Origin of the sequence: Bacteroides caecigallinarum, assembly GCF_016901995.1 — a bacterium.
Lineage (GTDB): Bacteria > Bacteroidota > Bacteroidia > Bacteroidales > Bacteroidaceae > Phocaeicola > Phocaeicola cellulolyticus.
The window spans coordinates 61,649-82,758 of the sequence record NZ_JACJLE010000003.1; the positions used below are offsets into that span (position 1 = coordinate 61,649).

General features: G+C 46.0%; 17 protein-coding genes. 2 read left to right on the forward strand and 15 right to left on the reverse strand.

Going from position 1 to position 21,110, the window contains the following annotated elements; translation table 11 throughout:
• Window positions 1-40: 40 nt before the first annotated feature.
• From H6A61_RS01465 to dxs, 14 genes are all read right to left on the reverse strand, one after another.
• Window positions 41-2,719 (reverse strand): TonB-dependent receptor, encoded by a 2,679-nt coding sequence (locus H6A61_RS01465; RefSeq protein WP_204390489.1) that lies wholly within the window; start codon window positions 2,717-2,719, stop codon window positions 41-43.
• Window positions 2,720-2,899: 180 nt separating this feature from the next.
• Window positions 2,900-4,399 (reverse strand): NADH-quinone oxidoreductase subunit N, encoded by a 1,500-nt coding sequence (locus tag H6A61_RS01470; protein WP_239469051.1) that lies wholly within the window; start codon window positions 4,397-4,399, stop codon window positions 2,900-2,902.
• Between the two features lie 127 nt (window positions 4,400-4,526).
• Window positions 4,527-6,008, reverse strand: a complete 1,482-nt coding sequence (locus H6A61_RS01475) for a complex I subunit 4 family protein (RefSeq protein WP_204390490.1) — start codon at window positions 6,006-6,008, stop codon at window positions 4,527-4,529.
• Between the two features lie 66 nt (window positions 6,009-6,074).
• Window positions 6,075-7,964: an NADH-quinone oxidoreductase subunit L gene (nuoL, locus tag H6A61_RS01480; protein WP_204390491.1), complete on the reverse strand. Its 1,890-nt coding sequence runs from the start codon at window positions 7,962-7,964 to the stop codon at window positions 6,075-6,077.
• 14 nt (window positions 7,965-7,978) lie between these two features.
• Entirely contained in the window at window positions 7,979-8,296 is a 318-nt protein-coding gene (gene nuoK / locus H6A61_RS01485) for an NADH-quinone oxidoreductase subunit NuoK (RefSeq protein ID WP_154043162.1), read from the reverse strand.
• 12 nt (window positions 8,297-8,308) lie between these two features.
• A complete protein-coding gene (locus H6A61_RS01490; RefSeq protein ID WP_204390492.1) occupies window positions 8,309-8,821 on the reverse strand; it encodes an NADH-quinone oxidoreductase subunit J family protein in 513 nt (170 codons plus the stop codon).
• 79 nt (window positions 8,822-8,900) lie between these two features.
• Window positions 8,901-9,347, reverse strand: a complete 447-nt coding sequence (locus H6A61_RS01495; protein ID WP_204390493.1) for a NuoI/complex I 23 kDa subunit family protein — start codon at window positions 9,345-9,347, stop codon at window positions 8,901-8,903.
• 68 nt (window positions 9,348-9,415) lie between these two features.
• Window positions 9,416-10,504 (reverse strand): NADH-quinone oxidoreductase subunit NuoH, encoded by a 1,089-nt coding sequence (gene nuoH / locus H6A61_RS01500; RefSeq protein ID WP_204390494.1) that lies wholly within the window; start codon window positions 10,502-10,504, stop codon window positions 9,416-9,418.
• Between the two features lie 121 nt (window positions 10,505-10,625).
• Window positions 10,626-12,197 (reverse strand): NADH-quinone oxidoreductase subunit C, encoded by a 1,572-nt coding sequence (locus tag H6A61_RS01505; protein ID WP_204390495.1) that lies wholly within the window; start codon window positions 12,195-12,197, stop codon window positions 10,626-10,628.
• A 131-nt stretch (window positions 12,198-12,328) separates the two neighbouring features.
• On the reverse strand, window positions 12,329-12,907 hold the full coding sequence (locus H6A61_RS01510; protein ID WP_204390496.1) for an NADH-quinone oxidoreductase subunit B: 579 nt from the start codon (window positions 12,905-12,907) through the stop codon (window positions 12,329-12,331).
• Window positions 12,898-13,248, reverse strand: a complete 351-nt coding sequence (locus H6A61_RS01515; RefSeq protein WP_204390497.1) for an NADH-quinone oxidoreductase subunit A — start codon at window positions 13,246-13,248, stop codon at window positions 12,898-12,900. The genes H6A61_RS01510 and H6A61_RS01515 overlap by 10 nt, the downstream gene beginning before the upstream one ends.
• A gap of 104 nt (window positions 13,249-13,352) precedes the next feature.
• Complete coding sequence (locus tag H6A61_RS01520; RefSeq protein ID WP_204390498.1) at window positions 13,353-13,745, reverse strand: hypothetical protein; 393 nt, start codon at window positions 13,743-13,745, stop codon at window positions 13,353-13,355.
• Window positions 13,746-13,859: 114 nt separating this feature from the next.
• Window positions 13,860-15,200, reverse strand: a complete 1,341-nt coding sequence (gene trkA, locus H6A61_RS01525) for a Trk system potassium transporter TrkA (RefSeq protein WP_154043169.1) — start codon at window positions 15,198-15,200, stop codon at window positions 13,860-13,862.
• A gap of 22 nt (window positions 15,201-15,222) precedes the next feature.
• Window positions 15,223-17,124 (reverse strand): 1-deoxy-D-xylulose-5-phosphate synthase, encoded by a 1,902-nt coding sequence (dxs, locus tag H6A61_RS01530; RefSeq protein WP_154043170.1) that lies wholly within the window; start codon window positions 17,122-17,124, stop codon window positions 15,223-15,225.
• Between the two features lie 93 nt (window positions 17,125-17,217).
• On the opposite strand from dxs, the gene H6A61_RS01535 reads away from it, so the two are divergent.
• Together H6A61_RS01535 and H6A61_RS01540 are read left to right on the forward strand one after the other, a co-directional pair.
• Window positions 17,218-18,204, forward strand: a complete 987-nt coding sequence (locus tag H6A61_RS01535) for a GSCFA domain-containing protein (protein ID WP_204390499.1) — start codon at window positions 17,218-17,220, stop codon at window positions 18,202-18,204.
• Window positions 18,180-20,645 carry a bifunctional UDP-N-acetylmuramoyl-tripeptide:D-alanyl-D-alanine ligase/alanine racemase gene (locus H6A61_RS01540; RefSeq protein WP_204390500.1) on the forward strand — a complete coding sequence of 822 codons (2,466 nt, stop codon included), beginning with the start codon at window positions 18,180-18,182 and terminating at the stop codon, window positions 20,643-20,645. Before H6A61_RS01535 ends, H6A61_RS01540 begins: the two co-directional genes overlap by 25 nt.
• 96 nt (window positions 20,646-20,741) lie before the next feature.
• Here the strand turns inward: H6A61_RS01540 and H6A61_RS01545 are convergent, their stop codons facing one another.
• A complete protein-coding gene (locus H6A61_RS01545; RefSeq protein WP_204390501.1) occupies window positions 20,742-21,107 on the reverse strand; it encodes a GntR family transcriptional regulator in 366 nt (121 codons plus the stop codon).
• Between the last annotated feature and the right edge of the window lie 3 nt (window positions 21,108-21,110).

Below are 21,110 nucleotides of genomic sequence, written 5' to 3' on the forward strand. Positions count from 1 at the left end.
CCCAATTTTTAATTATTAATTTTTAATTATTCATTCTTAATTAAAGCGTATATGAAACTCCTATCTCGAAGCTGCTTCCGCGTTTGAATCTTTCCACTTCAAGTGTCTCGCCTGTCTTTGGAACTTCCTGGCGGAAGATTACAGGTTGGTTGAGGAGGTCGTTGACCTGGAGTTTTACCGATACGCGGCTGTTCAGCTTCATGCTTCCGGCAAAGTTCAGTGTGTGGACTGCCTGCTGCTTTACGTCGCCAAGTCCTGAGATACCTACTGTGTGGATGCGCGGTCCCTGAAGGTTGTAGAGCAGGGCGGCTGATATCTGCCTGTCATCGTCTATGCGCGGGCTGTAGGTCAGGTCGGCATTGACCAGATAAGGTGACGCTCCCTGCAGTGCTCGCTGGTCGTTGGTATATACTCCTCCTTCGGGAAGCTTCACGTTGGTGTACATGAACGAGGCGTTTGCTCCCAGACGCAGGTCTTTGACGATTTCCTTGCGGAACTCCACTTCCACTCCGGCTGCCATACCGTTGTCGGCATTTCGGAACGACTGTACTGTGGCTCCTCCGGAGAGTTCCTGGATTCGTTCTATCGGACTCTCGAGGTGCTTGTAGTAGGCGGTGGCGGAAATCATGTCGCCGTTCTGACGGAAGAGTTCGTAGCGGAGGTCGAAGTTGTAGTTGTAGCCGTTCTGCAGGTCGGCGTTACCACGTATCTGCGACGCGCCGTATGATTCCTGATAGAGGAACGGGGCCATCTCGATGAACGACGGGCGGGTCACTGTGCGCGAGAATGAGAAGCGCAGGCTGTTGTCGCTGTTCATCTGATAGCGGAAGTTGGCTGCAGGGAAGAGGTCGCCTGTGTTCAGCTCGCTTCTCTCGGGGCGTCCGCCGTCGGTGTGGTAGTCAACCCACTGGCGTGAGTATTCGTATCTCACTCCGAGGTTCAGAAGAAGAGACTCTATCGGATAGTAGTCGGCAAGGATATATCCGGCAATGATGCTGTTGCCTGCACGGTACTGGTCTTTCGGCTGGTTCACCAGATTGATGGTGAGCAGTTCGTTCTCGATGTTCTCCTGATTGATATATTCGCTCGGGGTGTAAATGTCTGTGATTGTGGGGTTCAGCTTGTTCAGGTTGTAGTAGAAGCGTGTGGCCTTGTAGTCGCGCTGTTTGTCCTTGTAGGTCACTCCGGCCTGTATCTTGTTGCTGTCGCCGAATTTATAGTCGCTCATGAGGTTTGCCACCCATTCGTTTTCGTCCAGCGATCCGAAGTATCTCATCGTCTCCTGGCGGTTCAGCTTGAAGAGCTCCAGCGAGTTGTCGTCCTGCACTTCGAACATCACCTGGCGTCTGTCCGGTTCGGCGCTCGATGTCTTGCTGTACGAGCCGCTCCAGTTGATGCTCCATGCGTCCTTTATGTAGTGCTTGCCGCTGAGCTGGTGGTTCTGCAGGCTGTAGATGTGCGACACGCTGTTGCTGCCTATCAGATTGTGGTCTTCGTAATCCACACCTTCGCGGCGCATGTATGTGTCCGATGCGTTGCGGGCGTAGAAGAAAGTATAGCTCAGCAGATCCTGCTTCCTGAACGAGTAGCCTACGCTGGCAAGTGAGGCAAGCTTCAATTCGTTGGTATAGCTGTCGTACGAGAAGTTGTTCAGTGTGTTTCCTGTGGCTTCAAGCGTGCGTACGTATGCGTCCTTCATCAGCTGCTGTCCGTTGCTCACGCCTATGGATGCCAGCACGCTCAGGTTGTTTCCTGCCAGGTCGAAGTTCTTTCCGAAGCCTATGTTTCCTCCGAACTCAGGCAGGGCTTTTCTTTTTGATACGTCGAATGTGGTGTTGAAAAGCTTGTTGTGGCGGGCATAGTTTTCGAAATCCGTCAGATCCATTTCTGTATATGTGCTGTTCAGCTTTGGAGTTCTGAAGAGAGTTCCTTCGTGATCCATGCGGTACATGTCCTGGCCCAGAGTATTGAATTTGCCGCCTGTATTGAATGAAATGTTGAAGAAATCTTCGCCTGTCTGTTCTTTCGTGCCTATATCGATGTGCGCTCCGGAATAGTCGGCGAAAGTGTTTGCCTCATATACCTTGCTCACTGTGATGTTCTTCACTGTGGATGTAGGGAATATGTCGAGCTGGATAAGCTTGTTGTCCGGATTAGGCGATGCTATCGGAAGTCCGTTCAGTGTGGTGGTGCTGTATCTGTCGCCCAGACCGCGCACTATTATCTGTCCTGCCGATGCGATTGATATTCCTGATATCTTTTTCACGCCTTCGGCCACGTTCGAAATACCTTTTGTGCTCATCTCCTTTGCACCGAGGTTCTCTATCGCCACGCTCGATTTCTGTCTCTCCATCATCAGTGCGCGTTCTCCCTCAAGGTTTTTCTTTGCCACCACTGTCACCTCGTCCAGCTGCTGGTTGTCAGTGCTCATGGCTATTGTGATTTCCCCTTTCAGATTCTTATCGACTGTAATACGTTGTGACTGGTAGGCTACGTATTGGATTATCAGTATGTCCCTGTCTTTGACATTACCAAGTTCGAATCTTCCGTCGATGTCCGTAACGGCTCCGGTTGTTGTTCCCTCTATCTGTACGGTTGCGCCTATTAGCGGTTCGCCGGTAGCCTTGTCAATTATCACCCCTTTAACGTCAATAGCCTGCATGCTTACCGCCGCCATCAGCATTGGAGATACAAGCATCAGTTTCTTAATGTCGTTCATTCTTTCTATCCTTTTGTTTTCAGGGGCAAAATTACTTCTGTGGTGTTACTTGGATGTTTCCATATGTTTATAATACGTTTACGTATCGGTTACATATCGGTTACAGCGGAGGGGCGAAAAACGGCAAACGCCGACAGAAATAACATTCCTGCCGGCGTCTCTTTATGATATTTATATGTATTATAGTCCTGCTACCGACTCTATTCCTCCATATACACTGCTTATTATACCAAGCAGGATTATTCCTGCCAGACATACCGCAAGTGAGACACGTGTCAGCCACGGACTGCGGAAGTGTGGTAGCGGGTTGTCGTTAGGAGTGATATACATGGCTTTTACCACAAGCAGATAGTAGTAAAGCGAGATTACGGTGTTTACAAGTGCCAGGAACACTACCAGCCAGTGACCTGCGTTGAAAGCCGAAGCAAACACGAAGAACTTGCTGAAGAATCCTGCAAACGGAGGAATTCCGGCAAGTGAGAACATGGCGAGTGTCATAACGAATGTAAGGCGCGGATTGGTACGGTAAAGTCCTGCATATGCGCTGCGGCTTACGGCATATTCTGATTTCACTGTCTCATCAGAACGTGAGAGGGCGTTTTCCGGAAGTTCACCTTCAGCCTTGTCTGCATTGGCATATGTTTCGCCCAGTGTATGTCTTTCTATTGCCCCTATAACACCGAATACTGCAAGGTTCGCCACGATATATACTGTCACGTAGTATATCAGTGATGCGGTACCCTGAGTGTTGCCTGCAATTACTGCAAGCATGATATATCCTGCCTGTGATATACTACTGTATGCCATGAATCTTTTCATGTTGTCCTGCAGTATAGCGAATATATTTGCCAGTGTGATAGTCAGTACGATGACGATGCTCAGCATCAGTTCCCAGCGGTCGGACATCGGAGCGAACACTTTTGTCAGGATGCTCATCAGTGTGAATGCTGCGGCACCTTTCGAGATGACTGACAGATAGCCTGCCACTGCTGTAGGCGCGCCCTGGTATGTGTCCGGAGTCCAGTTATGGAACGGCACAAGGCTCAGCTTGAAGCCCAGACCGGCAAAGAAGAACACCATGGCAAGTATCTGCAGAGGTGTGCCTGTGATGCTTGCTGTCATGTCGGCAAAGTAGGTTGTGCCGCATGTACCGTAAATCAGAGAAAGACCGTACAGCATCAGACCGGATGAGAACATAGAGTTCAGTATGAACTTTGCCCCTGCCTCGGCGCTGTGGTGCTTCCACTTGTCGAATGCGATGAGACACGCCATCGGGATACTGGCTAGTTCAAGGCCTACGTAGAACAGTATGAAACTGCCTGCGCTCACCATGAAATACATTCCCAGGAGTGTGCTTATGGTTATTACGTAAAACTCTCCTGCCTTATGGCGTGTGTCAGGAGCCGAAATCCATTCGCCGGATTGCATAAACACGAGGAGTGTTCCTGCGGTTAGTATTGTTTTCACCACAGATGCTACCGGTGTACAGTGGTACATTCCGCCGAAATACTCTCCGGCTGCCGGTTGTATGTTCAGGACAATCTGTATCACCATCAGAGTGCATGCCATAGTCTGCAAAGTCTTGTGGTGAGGTTCTTTCAGAATCAGGTCAGCCAGGAGGATTATCACCATTATGGCCGCGAGACTGATTTCTGCCTGCATTGGTATAAATTGAAACATGTTTTTTTAGTTAAGAATTAAAAATTAATAATTAAAAACGTCGCTCAATTAATAATTAAGAGTTAATAATTAAAAGTGATAGCATCCACCCATTTTTAATTATTAATTATTCATTATTAATTATTATTTATCTCACTATTGCCGAAATAATAGGTTCTACGCTGTAGCTGATTACATCGCTCACCCAGAATGGCGCAAGTCCGAGTCCGGCTACGGCAGCGATAAGACAGATTACGGTAAATCTTTCGTCCCAAGTAGCGTCGGTGAGTTTCAGATGCTCGGGATTTTCGCAAGTGCCGTAAAGAATCTTTCCTACCACACGGAGGATATATACAGCGGTTATCACGATACTCATTGTGGCAATCACTGTGCAGACGCGGTGGAAGTTGTCAGGGTTCTGGAACGAACCTACAAAAACAGTCATTTCGGCAATGAAACCGCTCAATCCCGGAAGACCGAGGTTAGCAAGACCGGCAATGACGTATCCCACAGCCAGGAACGGCATAATCTTCATCAGGCCTCTGAGCTGGCGGATGTCGCGGGTGTGAGTCCTTCCGTAAATCATACCTATCAGGGCAAAGAACAATGCTGTCATAAGTCCGTGGCTCAGCATCTGCAGGATGGCACCTGTGGCGCTGACCTTAGTCATCATCAGAAGGGCGAAAAGAACCAGACCGCAGTGACTCACTGAAGAGTATGCGTTGATGTATTTCAAATCGGTCTGTACCACTGCGCTGAATGCGCCATATACTACAGAGATTGTTGTCAGAACGAGGAAGAAATCACCCCAGATGGCTGCACCGGTAGGCATAAGATACATAGCGATGCGGAAGCAGCCGTAGCCTCCAAGTTTCATCAGTACTCCGGCGTGGAGCATTGATACTGCAGTAGGCGCCGAAGCGTGACCGTCAGGGCTCCATGTGTGGAACGGGAACAAGGCTCCAAATACTCCGAAGCCGACAAAAACCAACGGGAAGAACAGACGCTGATACTCTGTAGGTATCTTGTGGTTCACAATCTCAAGGATGTTCATAGTCTCGGCTCCGGCACCATAATATATGCCAAGGATACCGATGAGCAGGAATGCCGAACCACCCATAAGCATGAGGGTAAGCTTCATGGCGGCATATTCCTTCTTTCCGCTTCCCCATACGCCGATGAGCAGATACATAGGGATGAGCGCAACCTCGTAGAACATGAACATGGTGAAGAGGTCGGTAGAGATGAAGAAACCGAAAACTCCGGTACTCAGAAGAGTGAACCAGAGGAAATATTCTTTCGTCATAGGCTGCAGACGCCATGAAGCGAATGTACCTGTGAATACTATTATAGAGCTGAGCAGCAGCATCACTACAGATATACCATCTACTCCGACAGAGTAGCATATATTCAGCGGCTCATACCATGGAGTGCTTGCGGTGAAGAGCATTTCTTCTGTAGCTCCTCCGTTTCTAAGCCCGATGTAGGCTATGGTGAGCCATACGGAAAGTCCCAGCAGGATGGTAGAACCGGCAACCATTACCGCTCTCACCTGGTTTATGCCTTTTGCCAGCCACAGACCGAGCAGCATTACCAAAGGGACTATTACAAATAAACTTAATATATTCATTGTTTCAATTAATAATTAAAAATTAATAATTAAAAGCTGAAAGCTTGTTGAGTAAATGTGGTTTTATCACAGTAGGATAAGTGCCGCAGTCAGGACGATAATACCTCCCAGGAACCACATGGTGTAAGTCTGAATCTTTCCACTCTGCATAGGCTGTACTGTTTCGCCGGCAGCGTTCGTGCCCCAGGCCATGAAGTTCATGAACTGGTCGATTACGTGACGGTCGAACCATGCAAGAGGAGTAGAGATGCAACGGAAGATAATCTTCTTTGTGACAAACATCCAGACCTCGTCCATGAAGAAACGGCGGTAGGCAGCGTGATGCAGACCGCTGAACTTCTTCTGAAGCATGTCTGCCACAGGCTGAGTCTTTCCTGCATACATCCATGTGGCGATAAGTATCGCTATTACCGCTACGACGATGCTTGTGGCAGCTACTGTAGTGTCAAGATGAATGTCGTACGCATGTCCGTTGCTTGAAACGAAATGTCCGAAAGGCATTGCCCATCCTGCCACAACCGTGATGGCCGCAAGGATGATGAGCGGCAATGTCATCACCACAGGGCTTTCGTGCGGAGTGTGATGCGCATAATTTTCGTTCGTCTTACCCCAGAAGATGCAATAGTAAAGACGGAACATATAGAAAGCCGTCATTCCGGCAATGACAGTCATTATCCATCCCGCAACAGGGCTGAAGCGGAAGCAAGCCGTAAGAATTTCATCCTTTGAGAAGAAGCCTGAGAACGGAGGAATACCCGCGATGGCAAGGCAAGCTATAAGGAAAGTGATGTGAGTGACAGGCATATATTTCCTCAGTCCGCCCATGAACGACATCTCGTTGCTGTGGACAGCATGTATCACACATCCCGCGCCGAGGAAGAGCAGCGCCTTGAACATGGCGTGAGTGAACAGATGGAACATTGAGGCCATATATCCCAGTCCGCCTTCGTGAGGGTCAAGGCTTGTACATACGCCCAGAGCCACCATCATGAAACCAATCTGCGAGATGGTAGAGAACGCAAGCACACGCTTGATGTCGCTTTGCACGCAAGCCACCGTAGCGGCATAGAAAGCGGTGAACATTCCGATGTATGCCACCCAGTGAAGAGTCTGCGGAGCGAAGCCGATGAACAGAGGGAACATCCTTGCCACGAGATACACGCCAGCCACAACCATAGTAGCCGCATGAATCAGGGCCGATACCGGAGTAGGGCCTTCCATGGCGTCAGGCAGCCAGATGTGCAGAGGGAACATGGCACTCTTTCCGGCACCACCCACGAACATCAGGCCGAGGGCCCAAGGCAACACCATGCCCGCCTTCATCAGCTGTTCTTCGGAAGGAGAGAAGGTGAAAGTCTGCATATAGTAGCCGTAGAGCAGGATACCGATAAGAAATCCCAGATCGGCGAAACGTGTCACGATGAAAGCCTTCTTAGAAGCCGCTATAGCCTCAGGCTTGGTATAATAGAAACCGATGAGCAGATATGACGAAACGCCCACAAGCTCCCAGAACACGTACATCTGGAAGATGTTGGTAGCCACCACCAGTCCCAGCATTGAGAAGGTGAACAGCGAGAGGAAAGCGTAATAACGCTGGAACCCGCGTTCCCCTTTCATATATCCGAACGAATAGATGTGCACCATGAGCGACACGGTAGAGATAACCACCAGCATCATCACCGAGATAGGATCCAGCATGATACCCATGTCGATGTGCAGCGACTCCGTGAACGGCAGCCAACTGAAGTTCCACGGCGTAGAGACAGGCAAAAGTCCTTCTGCGGTGCGCTGCGCAGTGAAATATCCCACGGCTGTGATATAGCTCAGCACAGTGACAGCCGCCAGCGACAGAGTTCCTATCGCTCCTGCCACCTTGTGAGGCATTTTCATTCCCGCCAGAGCCAGAACCAGAAAGCTAAGCACCGGCAGGGCCAGTATAAATATAGTATATTCCATGTACATTAAGTTTTTTATCCCTTCATCTCCGAAATGTCATCGGTAAGGATCTTGTTTATATTTCTGTAAACATTGATGATAATGGCTATTGCCACTGCAGTTTCCGCCGCAGCTATGGCTATACCGAACAGGCTGAAGAAATGTCCTTCCAGATGTCCCGGAAAGAGATATCTGTTGAACACCGCGAAGTTGATGTTCGTGGCGTTAAGCATCAGTTCGGCCGAGATGAGCAGTGCCAGCAGGTTCTTGCGTGTGAAGAAACCGTATATTCCGCAGAACAGCATCACTGTACTTATCACCAGATAGTGTATAACGTGTACTTCTATTTCCATAATCCTTTGTTTTTAGTTTCTTTTTCTTGCAATCATAATAGCTCCTATCATGCAGGCCAGCAACAGCACGCTCATGACCTCGAAAGGCAATACGAACTGATACTTTTCTGTTCCGATGAGGGCCTCGCCGATATTCTTCACCGGAAGCTCCACACCCTGTGGAATCATGTTCAGCGCAAAGCCGTTTGTAGCGATTAGGAACATCACCAGCGCCATACCCACAAGGCTGGTCAGCAACACACTGGCCATCTTGCCGCGGCGTATCTTATATTTCATTGTTCCGGAGGAACGTGTCAGCAATATGGAGAACACGTAGAGCACTATGATACCTCCCGCATAGACCATCAGCTGGACAGCGCTCAGGAAAGTGTATCCCAGTATGGCATATATACCTCCCGTGCTGAGAAGCACGAACAGCAGATATGTAGCCGAGCGCAGTATGCTGCTTGTAGTGACCGCCAGTACGGAAAATACTATGATACAAAGGGCCACAACATAAAATGCTATTTCAAAAAGTGAAAACATGTTTGTTAATTAAAAATTAAAAGTTAATAATTAATAATTGGTCGATGTCATCCACCCATTATTAATTTTTCATTATTAATTATTCATTTAATGTAAGTATCAGCTTCTCCCTTTCGAACACCGCGTTCTCAAAATGGTTGCTGAAGCGTATCGCGTCGTGCGGACAGGCGTTCACACACAGCTGGCAGAACATGCACGAGCCAAGGTCGTATTCATATTTCACCAGGAATTTCTTTTTCTTTCCGTCTTCCGTCTCGCGTGTCTCGCTTGTGATGTGAATGGTTCCGTTAGGACACGCCATCTGGCACAGCCCGCAGGCAATGCACTTGTTGTTTCCGTTTTCATCCTTCGGCATCACCAGCATGGCGCGGTGGCGTTCCGGAATGTGCAGTGTGGTATGTCTGTTTTCCGGATAGCGTTCCGTCACCTTTTTCTGCATGAACACCTTCATCGATGTGCGCATACCCACAAGCAGGCTCTTCACTCCGAAGGCATATCCGTTGATATATTCTTTAAAAGATCCCATAGTTTTTCAGTTTTTAGTTGTTGGTTCTTAGTCTTTAGTTCTAACAACTAGAATCTAACAACTTAATATTAAAACACCAGACCGAACACCTTCATTACGGTCATAATCATTAATACCAGCAGCGACAGCGGCATCAGGTATTTCCATTCCAGTATAAGCACCTGGTCTATTCTCAATCGGGGGAAAGTCCATCTTATCCACATCAGCAGGAACACCACGAAGAAAGTCTTTCCCACGAACCATATCATCCCGGGGATGTAGTCCATCACGGCGTTGAACCCGTCCAGCCCCACAATGTGCAGCGGCATCCATCCGCCCAGGAACAGAGTGACAGCTATTCCGGAAGTGATGAACAGGTTAAGATATTCCGCCAGATAGAAAAATCCGAAGTGCATACCCGAATATTCAGTGTGATACCCGGCAGTAAGCTCCTGTTCAGCTTCCGCCAGGTCGAACGGCGCACGGTTGGCCTCCGCATTACCCGCTATCAGATAGATGACGAACGCCATCACCGCCGGGATATGCCCCTTGAAGATGTTCCATCCGTTTTCCTGATAAGCCACAATCTCCTGAATATCCATAGTTCCGCACAGGATAACCATGGTGAGCACGCTTATACCTATTGACAGCTCGTAGCTGATAATCATCGCTCCGCTTCGCACGGCTCCGATAAGCGTATATTTGCTGTTGCTGCTCCATCCCGCCAGCAGGATACCCAGCACACCGATGGACGAAGCCGCCAGCACGAAGAATATACCGATGTTCATATGCAGGATTTCGCCCCCCTTGTTCCATGGCAGACACGAGAATGTCAGGATTGACGCCATGATCACCAGAAACGGAGCCAGCCCGTACAGGAACTTGTCCGAGTTTTTCAGAGATATAATCTCCTTTGTAAGAATTTTAATTACGTCGGCAGGCACCTGCAGAAGTCCTCCGCGTCCGCCCACACGATCCGGTCCGATACGGCACTGGAAAGCCGCACACACCTTTCGCTCCATATATATAAGGATAATGGCAAGCACCGCATACATCACCATGATGAACACCCCCACGGCAATACCCTCTATCGTGAAGGCCATCCATTCGGGCATCAGGCTGCACATTGTGCTGTGAATCCACATCAGGAGCGGTTCAAGATTATAATAGTCAAACATTTTATTCAATTAATAATTAATAATTAAGAACGTTGTTCAATTAAGAATTAATAATTAATAATTAAAAATGAGTTGATGTCATCCACCCATTATTAATTTTTAATTTTTAATTTTTAATTAGTCATCGGTCTATATCCGGAATCACGAAATCCAGCGTACCGCCTATCGCAATCAGGTCCGCAATCTTCTGTCCGCGGCACACCGTGTCCATGGCATCCACCAGCGGCAGACCCGTAGAGCGGTAATGCAGACGGTAAGGATACTTGTCGCCATGACTCTCCAGCATCACCCCGAACTCGCCGCGGCTGCTCTCCACCGATGTCGAGAAGTTACCTTCAGGCAGCTTTATCACAGGTTTCGTCTTCACGCGGTATTCCCCTTCCGGGATATTGTCGATAAGCTGCTCTATGATGTGGCACGACTCCATAATCTCGTCCATACGCACCATGTAGCGCGCAAACGAGTCGCCCTCCGTACGCGTGATCTCGCGGAAATCCACCTTGTCGTACATCGCATACGGATGATGCTTCCTCACGTCGTTGCTCCATCCCGAAGCACGTCCCGTACCGCCGGTGGTGCCAAGCGAAATGGCATCCTCGCGCGAGAGAACACCCACGCCTATCAGACGCTGTCGTGCTATCACGTTCCCCGTAAAGATGTCGTGATAATCCTTTATCACGCTGCGCAGATGCCTGATAAACTCCTTCACCTTGCGCCGGAAGTCCGGATGAAGATCCGCCTGCACGCCGCCTATCACGTTATAGTTCTGAATCAGGCGTCCGCCCGTAGTCTCCTCCATAATGTCCAGAATCATCTCCCTCTCCCTGAATCCGTAGAAGAAAGGAGTCAGTCCGCCCATATCCATCACCAGACACGAGTAGAACAGCAGATGCGAGTCGATACGCTGCAGCTCGTCCATTATCGTGCGGATATACTGCGCGCGTTCCGAAATCTCTATTCCCGCCGCCTGCTCGATGCACATGCACAGCGCATGACGGTTCTGATGCGCGCTCAGATAGTCCAGCCTGTCCGTCAGCGCCAGAGTCTGCTGATAAGTAAGGCTCTCGTTCATCTTCTCTATCCCGCGGTGGATATATCCCAGCACAGGATCGATGTGGCGTATGTTCTCGCCGTCGATAGAAGTACGCATACGCAGCACGCCGTGAGTGGAAGGATGCTGCGGACCGATGTTCACCACGAAATCCTCCTTGCCGAACACCGTGTTCTCCCGTCCCTCTATGGTTCCGTCCGGACGCAGGGTGTATTCCTCCGTCACGTCGGCGTTCACCTCATTCTCCATGTTCAGCGGATTGGAGTCCATATCGTAATCCTTGCGCAGAGGGAATCCCTTCCAGTCCTCGCGCAGGAAGATGCGGCGCATGTCCGGATTTCCCGTGAAGCGGATGCCGAAGAAATCGAACACCTCGCGTTCCTTGATCTTTGCCGTTTTCCACAGATGGCAGACCGACGGCAGAAACGCGTTTTCCCTGTCCTTAGTGGCAGTTTTCAGCACACGGCGGCTGCCCGTAGAGGTACATTCCATGTAGTACAGCGCGCCCAGACCCTCTTCGCCCCAGTCCATACCCACGATGTCGCGCAGATAGTCCATAGGTTCCGCCGCGTCGTACCTCAGCCGTTCCGCCATGGCCGCCAGCTCTTCAGGTCTTACAGTTGTTATATTGTCAGAAATCATTTTGTTCAATTAACAGTTAATAACGTTATTCAATTAATAATTAAAAATTAAGAATTAATAATGGGTTGATGTCATCACCTTAATTATCAGCTTCGCTGACCGTTGGTTCATTTTTAATTATTAATTATTCATTATTCATTAGCTTTCCGGTTCACTCCTCCCAGGAAACGTTCCACCTTTATTTTCCTCTGCAGCTGCATCATTCCGTAGTAGAACGCCTCCGGACGCGGAGGACATCCCGGGATGAACACATCCACAGGTATAATCTTGTCTATACCGTTCACCACATGATACGACCGCCTGAACGGCCCGCCGCTTATGGTGCATCCGCCCACAGCCACCACATATTTCGGTTCGGCCATCTGGTCGTACAGACGCTTCAGCACCGGAGCCATACGGTGGGTGATGGTTCCCAGCACCATTATCATGTCCGCCTGTCGCGGCGAGTTGCGGGTCACCTCGAAACCGAAACGCGCCATGTCATAGCGTGCCGCTCCCAGCGCCATGAACTCTATGGCGCAACAGCTTGTTCCGAACGTGAGCGACCATAGCGAATTGCTCCGTCCCCAGTTTATCAGCTCGTCAGCCATACCTACTATCACTCCCGCGCCGTCGGCATTCAGCCGGCGTACCATGCGCTCCAGATAGTCGTTGTTCGTAAACTCTTCATACTGCATACTGCGTATGCCCGTGCGTTTCTTTATTTCCATTCCAGCGCTCCTTTCCGCCATGCGTATGCAAGGCCTAAAATGAGTATTCCCAGGAAGAAGGCCGCGCCTGCCAAGGCATAGACCCCTGTCCGCGCAACTACCACTGCCCATGGAAAGAGGAACACTGTCTCGATGTCGAACATCAGAAACAGAATGGCAAACAGGTAGTAGCCTGCTTTGAATTTCACCCACGACTCACCCCTTGTGGGGATACCACATTCATAAGGCTCTCCTTTCTGTGGATTGAATGAGCGGGGGGCGATTAGTTTGGCTATGGTCATGGCTGCCACTACCAAAGCAATTGCTGTGAGAATTACTACGATTAAAAAAATAAAATACATGATTTATTATTTTAGATTATTGTTTTTATGCTTTATATAGACTGTGTTCGTACACGAAGTCTTTTCTCCATATGAAAATATGAAGGAAGACATCAGAAAAATATCTAAATGATAATTTTTTCCAATGTATAGATGTAATATTCTTTTGGAGAATTTATCAGATTATGCCTGTTGAAATGCTTTTCTCGATCTGTACAATAATGTTTATAAACGGTATTATTGCAAGTCTCTTTTCCGCTTAGAATCTGCGTGAATTTACTGTCATTATTATCTTTACAACCTGAAGTGGATATACAGACAGATACAGACAGTTCGGCATATCTTGATTTCAGAATGTGATTTATTGTCCGTAGCAGGTAATCGTCTGAGGATGATTCCTCGAATGATATATTTTTATCAGTATCAGATAATATGTTCTCAGCGCATGTATCTGTCATGTAAGCAGAAATGACATTTTCTTCCATGCTCTGAAAAACAAGAAGAGACAGTATGCTCAAAAATATTATCCTTAACCAATAAATCATATAAAAAAACTATTACCTTTTCAATCTTTCGCGCAAAGTTAGAATATATTTTGCGTAAAATTGATTATTCCTATGTTAAAAAACATATTATCCGAAATATTTCTCTAATTTTTTAATCATTGCCCCAAGGCAGAATACTACCACGTGGTCATCTTTTTGGATAGTAGTGTTACCTGTTACGAGTACACCTTCTCCATTTCTGATGAGTCCTCCTATTGTAGCTCCTTTAGGCAATCCGATATCCTTTACCTGTGCTTTTGTTATTCTGGAACCTTCTTTTACAATGAATTCCGCTACGTCGGCATTTGCGAAAGTCAGACATTTTACGTTTGACACATCAGCCTTGAGCATCATCTGATAAATATGGCTTGCCGCAATATATTTTTTATTGATAACGGTACCGATATCAAGGCTTTCCGCCATACTTATATAATCAACGTTTTCCACTTCTGCCACTGTTTTGCTCACCCCCATACGTTTGGCTGCAAGGCACGCAAGAATGTTTGTCTCCGAATTGCCTGTCAGTGCAACAAAGGCTTCCGTGTTTTTGATACCTTCTTCAATAAGAAGTTCCATGTCGCGTCCGTCGCCGTTGATAACCATAACATCATCATCCACGATTTCAGTAAGCCTGTTGCATCTGTTTTCGTCCATCTCTATGATCTTGATTTTCATGTATTCAGGCAGATATTGTGCTGTACGTACAGCTATTCTGCCTCCACCCATGATCATGACACTTCTTACGTCCGCTTCATTTTCGCATCCTGATATTTTTCTGATGTATGGTATATATTTCTTTGTAGTGGTGAAATAAACAATATCGTTTAGTTTTACGTAGTCGTCACCTCTAGGTATAATTGTTTCGTTTCCCCTTTTTATTGCTACTATGTGGAACGGAATACCTTGTCCTCCTAATTCGTGGAAAGGAACATTCAGAATTTCTGCCTGTTCTCTCATTTTCACACCTATCATGATGAGCGAACCTCCGGCAAATTCCCACCATTGCTTTATCCAGCTCATCTTTACGGCGTCAACAATTTCCTTGGCAGCCAACATTTCCGGGTAAATGAGTGAATTTACTCCCAATCCGCTAAAGAATTCTTTATGCTTGGGAAGAAGATATTCGTAGTTGTTTATTCTGGCTACCGTCTTTTTTGCTCCAAGATTATTGGCCAGCATGCATGCGGTCATATTGCGGCTTTCGTCAGGAGTAACCGCAATAAACAGGTCGGCTCCTGCCACCCCTGCTTCCTTTAATCCATTAATAGAGGTAGGAGAGTAGTTCACAGTCATCATATCAAGATTACTGCTCATTTTCCCCAATTTTTCCTGATCTTCATCAATCAGGATAATGTCCTGATCTTCTCCGGCAAGAAGTTTTGCCAGATGTGTACCTACAGCACCTGCACCTGCTATTATTATTTTCACGACTTATATATTAAAATTATTGTTATCTAAAATCTTTAATAAATTGATATATGCTTTCTTCGTCAAGCCCGCATATCTTGTACAGTTCGTTTACAGCGCCATGTTGTACGAAGCAGTTTTTTATACCAAGTCTTTTTATATCAACATTATATCCGTTGTCCGACATAAATTCCATGACAGCACTGCCGGCACCACCTGAAAGCACTCCGTCTTCTATTGTTATAATCTTCCTGAAGTTTTTACCTATGCTGTCCAGCATTTCCTTGTCAAGCGGTTTAACGAATCTGAGGTCATAGTGTGCTATGCTTAGATTTGTTTCGCTTTCCATCCTTTCTATAGCTTTTTGTGCCTTGTATCCTATAGGGCCCAATGTGATGACAGCCATATCCTTACCTTCTTTCAGTAGTCGTCCTTTTCCCACAGGTATAGCCTCAAATTCGCATTTCCAGTCGGTCAGCATTCCACGTCCACGAGGATATCTTATAACAAAAGGTCCCATGTCAGGCTGCTGTGCTGTGTACATCAGCTTTCTCAGTTCGTGCTCATCCATAGGGGCGGCAATTGTAAGATTAGGTATAATCCTCATGTATGCTATATCGAATATACCATGGTGCGTAGCACCGTCTTCTCCCACAAGTCCGGCTCTGTCAAGACACATTACGACATTGAGTTTTTGAATTGCTACATCATGTATCACATTGTCGTATGCTCTTTGCATGAATGTAGAATATATGTTGCAGAAAGGTATTAGTCCGTCTTTCGCCATTCCAGCCGAGAATGTCACCGCATGTCCTTCCGCTATTCCTACGTCGAATACTCTGTTAGGCATTTCCTTCATCATTATGTTCATGGAACATCCTGAAGGCATGGCGGGAGTTACACCTACTATTTTTTTATTAGACTGTGCAAGTTCAAGCAATGTGTTGCCGAATACTTCCTGAAACAGCGGAGGCATTCCTTCGGCACAAGGCTTTATTCTTTCTCCTGTGGTTTTGTCGAATTTTCCGGGTGCATGCCATTCCGTAGCACACTCTTCTGCAGGCTTATATCCTTTGCCTTTTACGGTATGAATGTGCAGTAGTCTCGGTCCGCTCATGTCTTTTATTTCGTTCAGTACCTTTATCATAGATACTGTATCGTGTCCGTCTATAGGACCGAAGTATCTTATGTTCATGCCTTCGAAAATATTCTGTTGCTGCATGAGTAGCGACTTCACGCTATTATTGAAACGTATAATTGCTTTTCTTCTTTCGTCAGTAAGAAATCCCCATTTCGACATCTGTCTGGACATCACGTTGCGGAAACGGTTATATCCTTCGGATGTGTGCAGATTGAGCAGATATTGTTTCATTCCGCCAACGCTACGGTCTATAGCCATATTGTTGTCGTTGAGGATAATGAGCAGATTGTTTGGAGTGGCCGAAGCATTGTTCAATCCCTCGAAAGCAAGTCCCCCACTCATTGAACCGTCTCCTATGACGGCAACAATGTGTCTGTTAGTCTCGTTTTTCAGCTTTGCGGCTACAGCCATACCTAAAGCTGCAGATATTGAATTGGATGCGTGTCCGCATGTAAAAGTGTCGTATTCGCTTTCGGAAGGTGTCGGGAAAGGTGCAAGACCGTTTAGCTTTCGGTTTGTACTAAATCTGTCACGTCTTCCAGTCAGTATTTTGTGAGCGTATGCCTGATGTCCCACATCCCATACTATACGGTCGTATGGTGTGGAAAATGTGTAATGTAATGCAACTGTAAGTTCTATTACTCCCAGACTGGAACCAAAATGTCCCGGATTTCGTGAGAGTTCGTCAATTATCATCTCACGCAATTCTCTACATACTTCTGGCAAATCTTCAACCGGAAGTTTGCGGAGGTCTTCAGGACTGTCAATTTCGTTAAGGAATTTATATGATGTGTTATGTTCCATCTATACATTAATTAAACATTTCTTCCACAAAAGTACTATAAATATACATAATGTGGTTACATTTGCACTAAAAAATAACAAAAACAGAAGAATATGGAACTGATAACCAAGGCAGAATTGCCTGTAGGGCAGTGTGAAATAAAGCATTCTGACAGATTGATGCTGATTGGGTCATGTTTTACAGAAAACATAGGTAACAAACTTTCAGACAATAAATTCAGAAGCGATATAAATCCTTTCGGAGTCCTGTATAATCCGATGTCAATATATGCGGCTCTAAATCAATTGCTTGATAAAAAAATATATACCGGCGACGATTTGATGCAATCGCGCGGTGTATGGTTCAGTCTGATGCATCACAGCTCGTTCTCGTCGTCCGAAAAGAATGTCTGCCTGGAGCAGATAAACAGACGCATTGATTATAGTTCTGATTTTCTTCTGAAATCCGATTGGCTTCTTCTCACCTTCGGTACGGCACGAGTGTATAAATGGAAGGAAAACGGCTGTATAGTAGGCAATTGCCATAAATTGAACGAGAAACTGTTTTCACGAAGTCTGCTTGATGTGGAAGAAATAGCAAATTCATATAAAGAATTGATATCACGACTTAGAATTGTTAATCCGGAGATAAAAATTATGTTTACCGTCAGTCCAATAAGGCATGCCAAGGATGGAATGCATGGAAATCAGATAAGCAAGTCTGTATTGCTGCTTGCAATAGACAGGATATGTTCGGAAAATGACAACTGTTACTATTTCCCTTCATACGAAATAGTGATGGATGAATTGCGTGATTACCGTTTCTATTCGGATGATATGCTACATCCTTCATCAATGGCAGTTGATTATATCTGGGAAAGATTTTCAGAATCTTATTTCAATAAAGAAACTGTAAAAATAATAAACTCATGGAATGAAATCAGGCGTGCCTTAGGGCATAAGCCTTTCAATCCACAAAGTGAAGCCTATCGTGACTTTTTAAGTCAAATACTGTTAAAAATAGAGGCACTAAAGGAAAAATTCACGTACTTAGATGTCGAAAAGGAAATAGAATTATGTCGCATACAATTGAAGAAATAACATCCGTTTTGAATGCAGAGCGTATAGGCGATGTTCCTGCTAAAATAGACTGGATACTTACCGATAGCCGGTCATTGTGCTTTCCGGAAGAAACTCTTTTTTTTGCTTTAAAGACAAAAAGGAATGATGGTCACAAATATATAGCTGAATTGTATAACCGCGGTGTGAGAAACTTTGTGGTTACTGATTTGCCTGAAGATATGTCAGGATTTCAGAACTGCAACTTCCTGAAGGTTTCAAATACCTTAAAATCGCTTCAGCGCCTTGCCGCAAGTCACAGAGAACTCTTCGATGTGCCTGTGATTGGAATTACCGGAAGTAACGGTAAGACAGTGGTCAAGGAGTGGCTTTATCATATTATCAGTCCAAGCAGGGTAGTGACCCGTTCCCCAAGAAGCTATAACTCACAGATAGGAGTACCTCTGTCTGTATGGCTGATGAACGAGAACACAGAAATTGGTATATTCGAAGCCGGTATATCGGAAATGGGGGAGATGGAAGAACTGAAGCCAATAATCCGTCCTACTATAGGTGTTCTTACAAATATCGGCGGTGCACATCAAGAGAACTTCACATCCGTACAGGACAAGTGCATGGAGAAACTTCAGCTGTTCAAGGATTGTGATGTTGTAATATATAACGGTGATAATGAACTGATAAGCAGTTGTGTGACAAAATCGCTGTTCGGAGCAAAGGAAATTGCGTGGTCCACAAAAGACATGGAGCGTCCGCTGTATATCGAAAGTATAGACAAGTGCAGCAGCTATACTGATATCAAATACCGCTATTTGGGATTTATGAAGGAATATCGTATTCCGTTTATTGACGATGCTTCAATTGAAAATTCCATAAACTGTCTGGCCGTAGCTCTGTATCTGATGATTTCTCCGGAAGAGATAGCCGAAAGAATGCTTACACTGGAACCTGTGGCAATGCGAATGGAGGTAAAAGAAGGAAAGAATGGCTGTATCCTGATAAACGACAGTTATAACTCTGATTTCGCATCATTGGATATTGCTCTCGACTTCATGTCACGCAGAACAGAAGATAAAGGCAAGAAACGTACATTGATTTTGTCGGATATTCTTGAGAGTGGACAGACCAGCAAACTGCTGTACAGACAGGTGGCAGAGCTTGTACATAGCCGTGGGGTAGATAAGATTATTGGTGTAGGACCTGAAATATCGGCATCGGCATCACGTTTCCAGATTGAAAAATATTTCTTCAACAAGACTTCTGAGCTCATGGAGTCCGGAATACTGGATTCGCTGAGAAATGAAGTGGTATTGATTAAGGGAGCACGCGCGTTCCATTTTGACGATATTACTGATTACATAGAGCTAAAGGTGCACGAAACGATACTTGAAATCAACCTTAGGGCTTTGACAGACAATCTTAACCATTTCCGCAATAAACTTAAACCTGAAACTAAGATGGTCTGCATGGTTAAGGCTTCGGCCTATGGGGCTGGACCTTTTGAGATTGCGAAAACACTGGAAGAGCATAGAGTGGATTATCTGGCTGTTGCAGTGGCCGATGAAGGTGCGGATTTGCGCAAGGCAGGAATTAACTGTCCTATTATAATAATGAATCCTGAACTTACGGCGTTCAAGACAATGTTCGACTATCACCTTGAACCGGAGGTGTATAGTTTCAATATATTGGAAGAACTTATTAAGGCAGCCGAGAGGGAAGGTGTCAGCAATTTCCCTATTCATGTGAAAATCAATACCGGAATGAACCGTTTAGGTTTTGAGCCTGAACAGTTGCCACAGTTGGTTGAACGGTTGAAACGTCAGTCGGCGGTAATACCACGTTCGGTGTTCTCTCATCTGGTAGGAAGTGATTCTAATCGTTTCGATGCATTTACCCGCAGACAGATTGAAACATTTGAAGCGGCGGCAGCAAAACTTCAGGAAGGATTTTCATATAAGATATTGCGCCATATCTGTAACACAGCCGGTATAGAAAGATATCCGGGAGCACAGTTCGATATGGTAAGGCTTGGTATAGGATTATATGGAATAGATCCTTATACCGGAAAAATGATAAACAACGTAAGCACGCTTAAGACTACCATATTGCAGATACATGATGTGAAAGCAGAGGATACTGTAGGCTATAGCCGAAAGGGAATACTGGAAAGAGATTCACGTATCGCAGCTATACCTATTGGTTATGCCGACGGATTGAACCGTAGGCTGGGAAATGGAAAAGGGTATTGCCTTGTAAATGGAAAGAAAGCTCCGTACGTTGGAAATATTTGTATGGATGTTTGTATGATAGATGTCACTGATATAGACTGTAAGGAAGGTGACAAGGTGGAAGTGTTTGGCGAAAACCTGCCCGTCACAACCTTGGCAGAGTGGCTTGATACTATACCTTATGAGATATTGACCAGCGTTTCTATGCGTGTGAAAAGAGTGTATTATCAGGACTGATAATAATATGAAAAAAAATGAACTGTCATTTTACCTAAAACGACAAGGCGTTTTAAGTGAAACGACAGTTCATTTTTTTATAATGTCTCCCGGCTATTATTTCTCTTTAAATTCCTTCCATTTTTTGACTATAGTTTCTATAGGTATTTCAAGCAATTCCATCTGACGGAACAGTTCCGGCAGGTTCTCATTCATGAATTTTTCTCCCTTAGTCTGTCTTATTTTCTGAAGAGCATTTTCCGTAACGAAATATCCCAGGCCGCGTCTGGTATATATTATTTCCCATTGTAGCAGAAGGTCGTAAGTCTTTACAACGGTATTTGTATTTACTTCGAGCAATACGGCCAGTTCGCGAACACTTGGAATGCGGTCGTCTGCATTATACTTGCCTGCAAGTATCTCGTCGCATATCCTTTCTGCCATCTGCAGATAAATGGCTCTGTCTTGTTTGAAGTCTGTCATAGG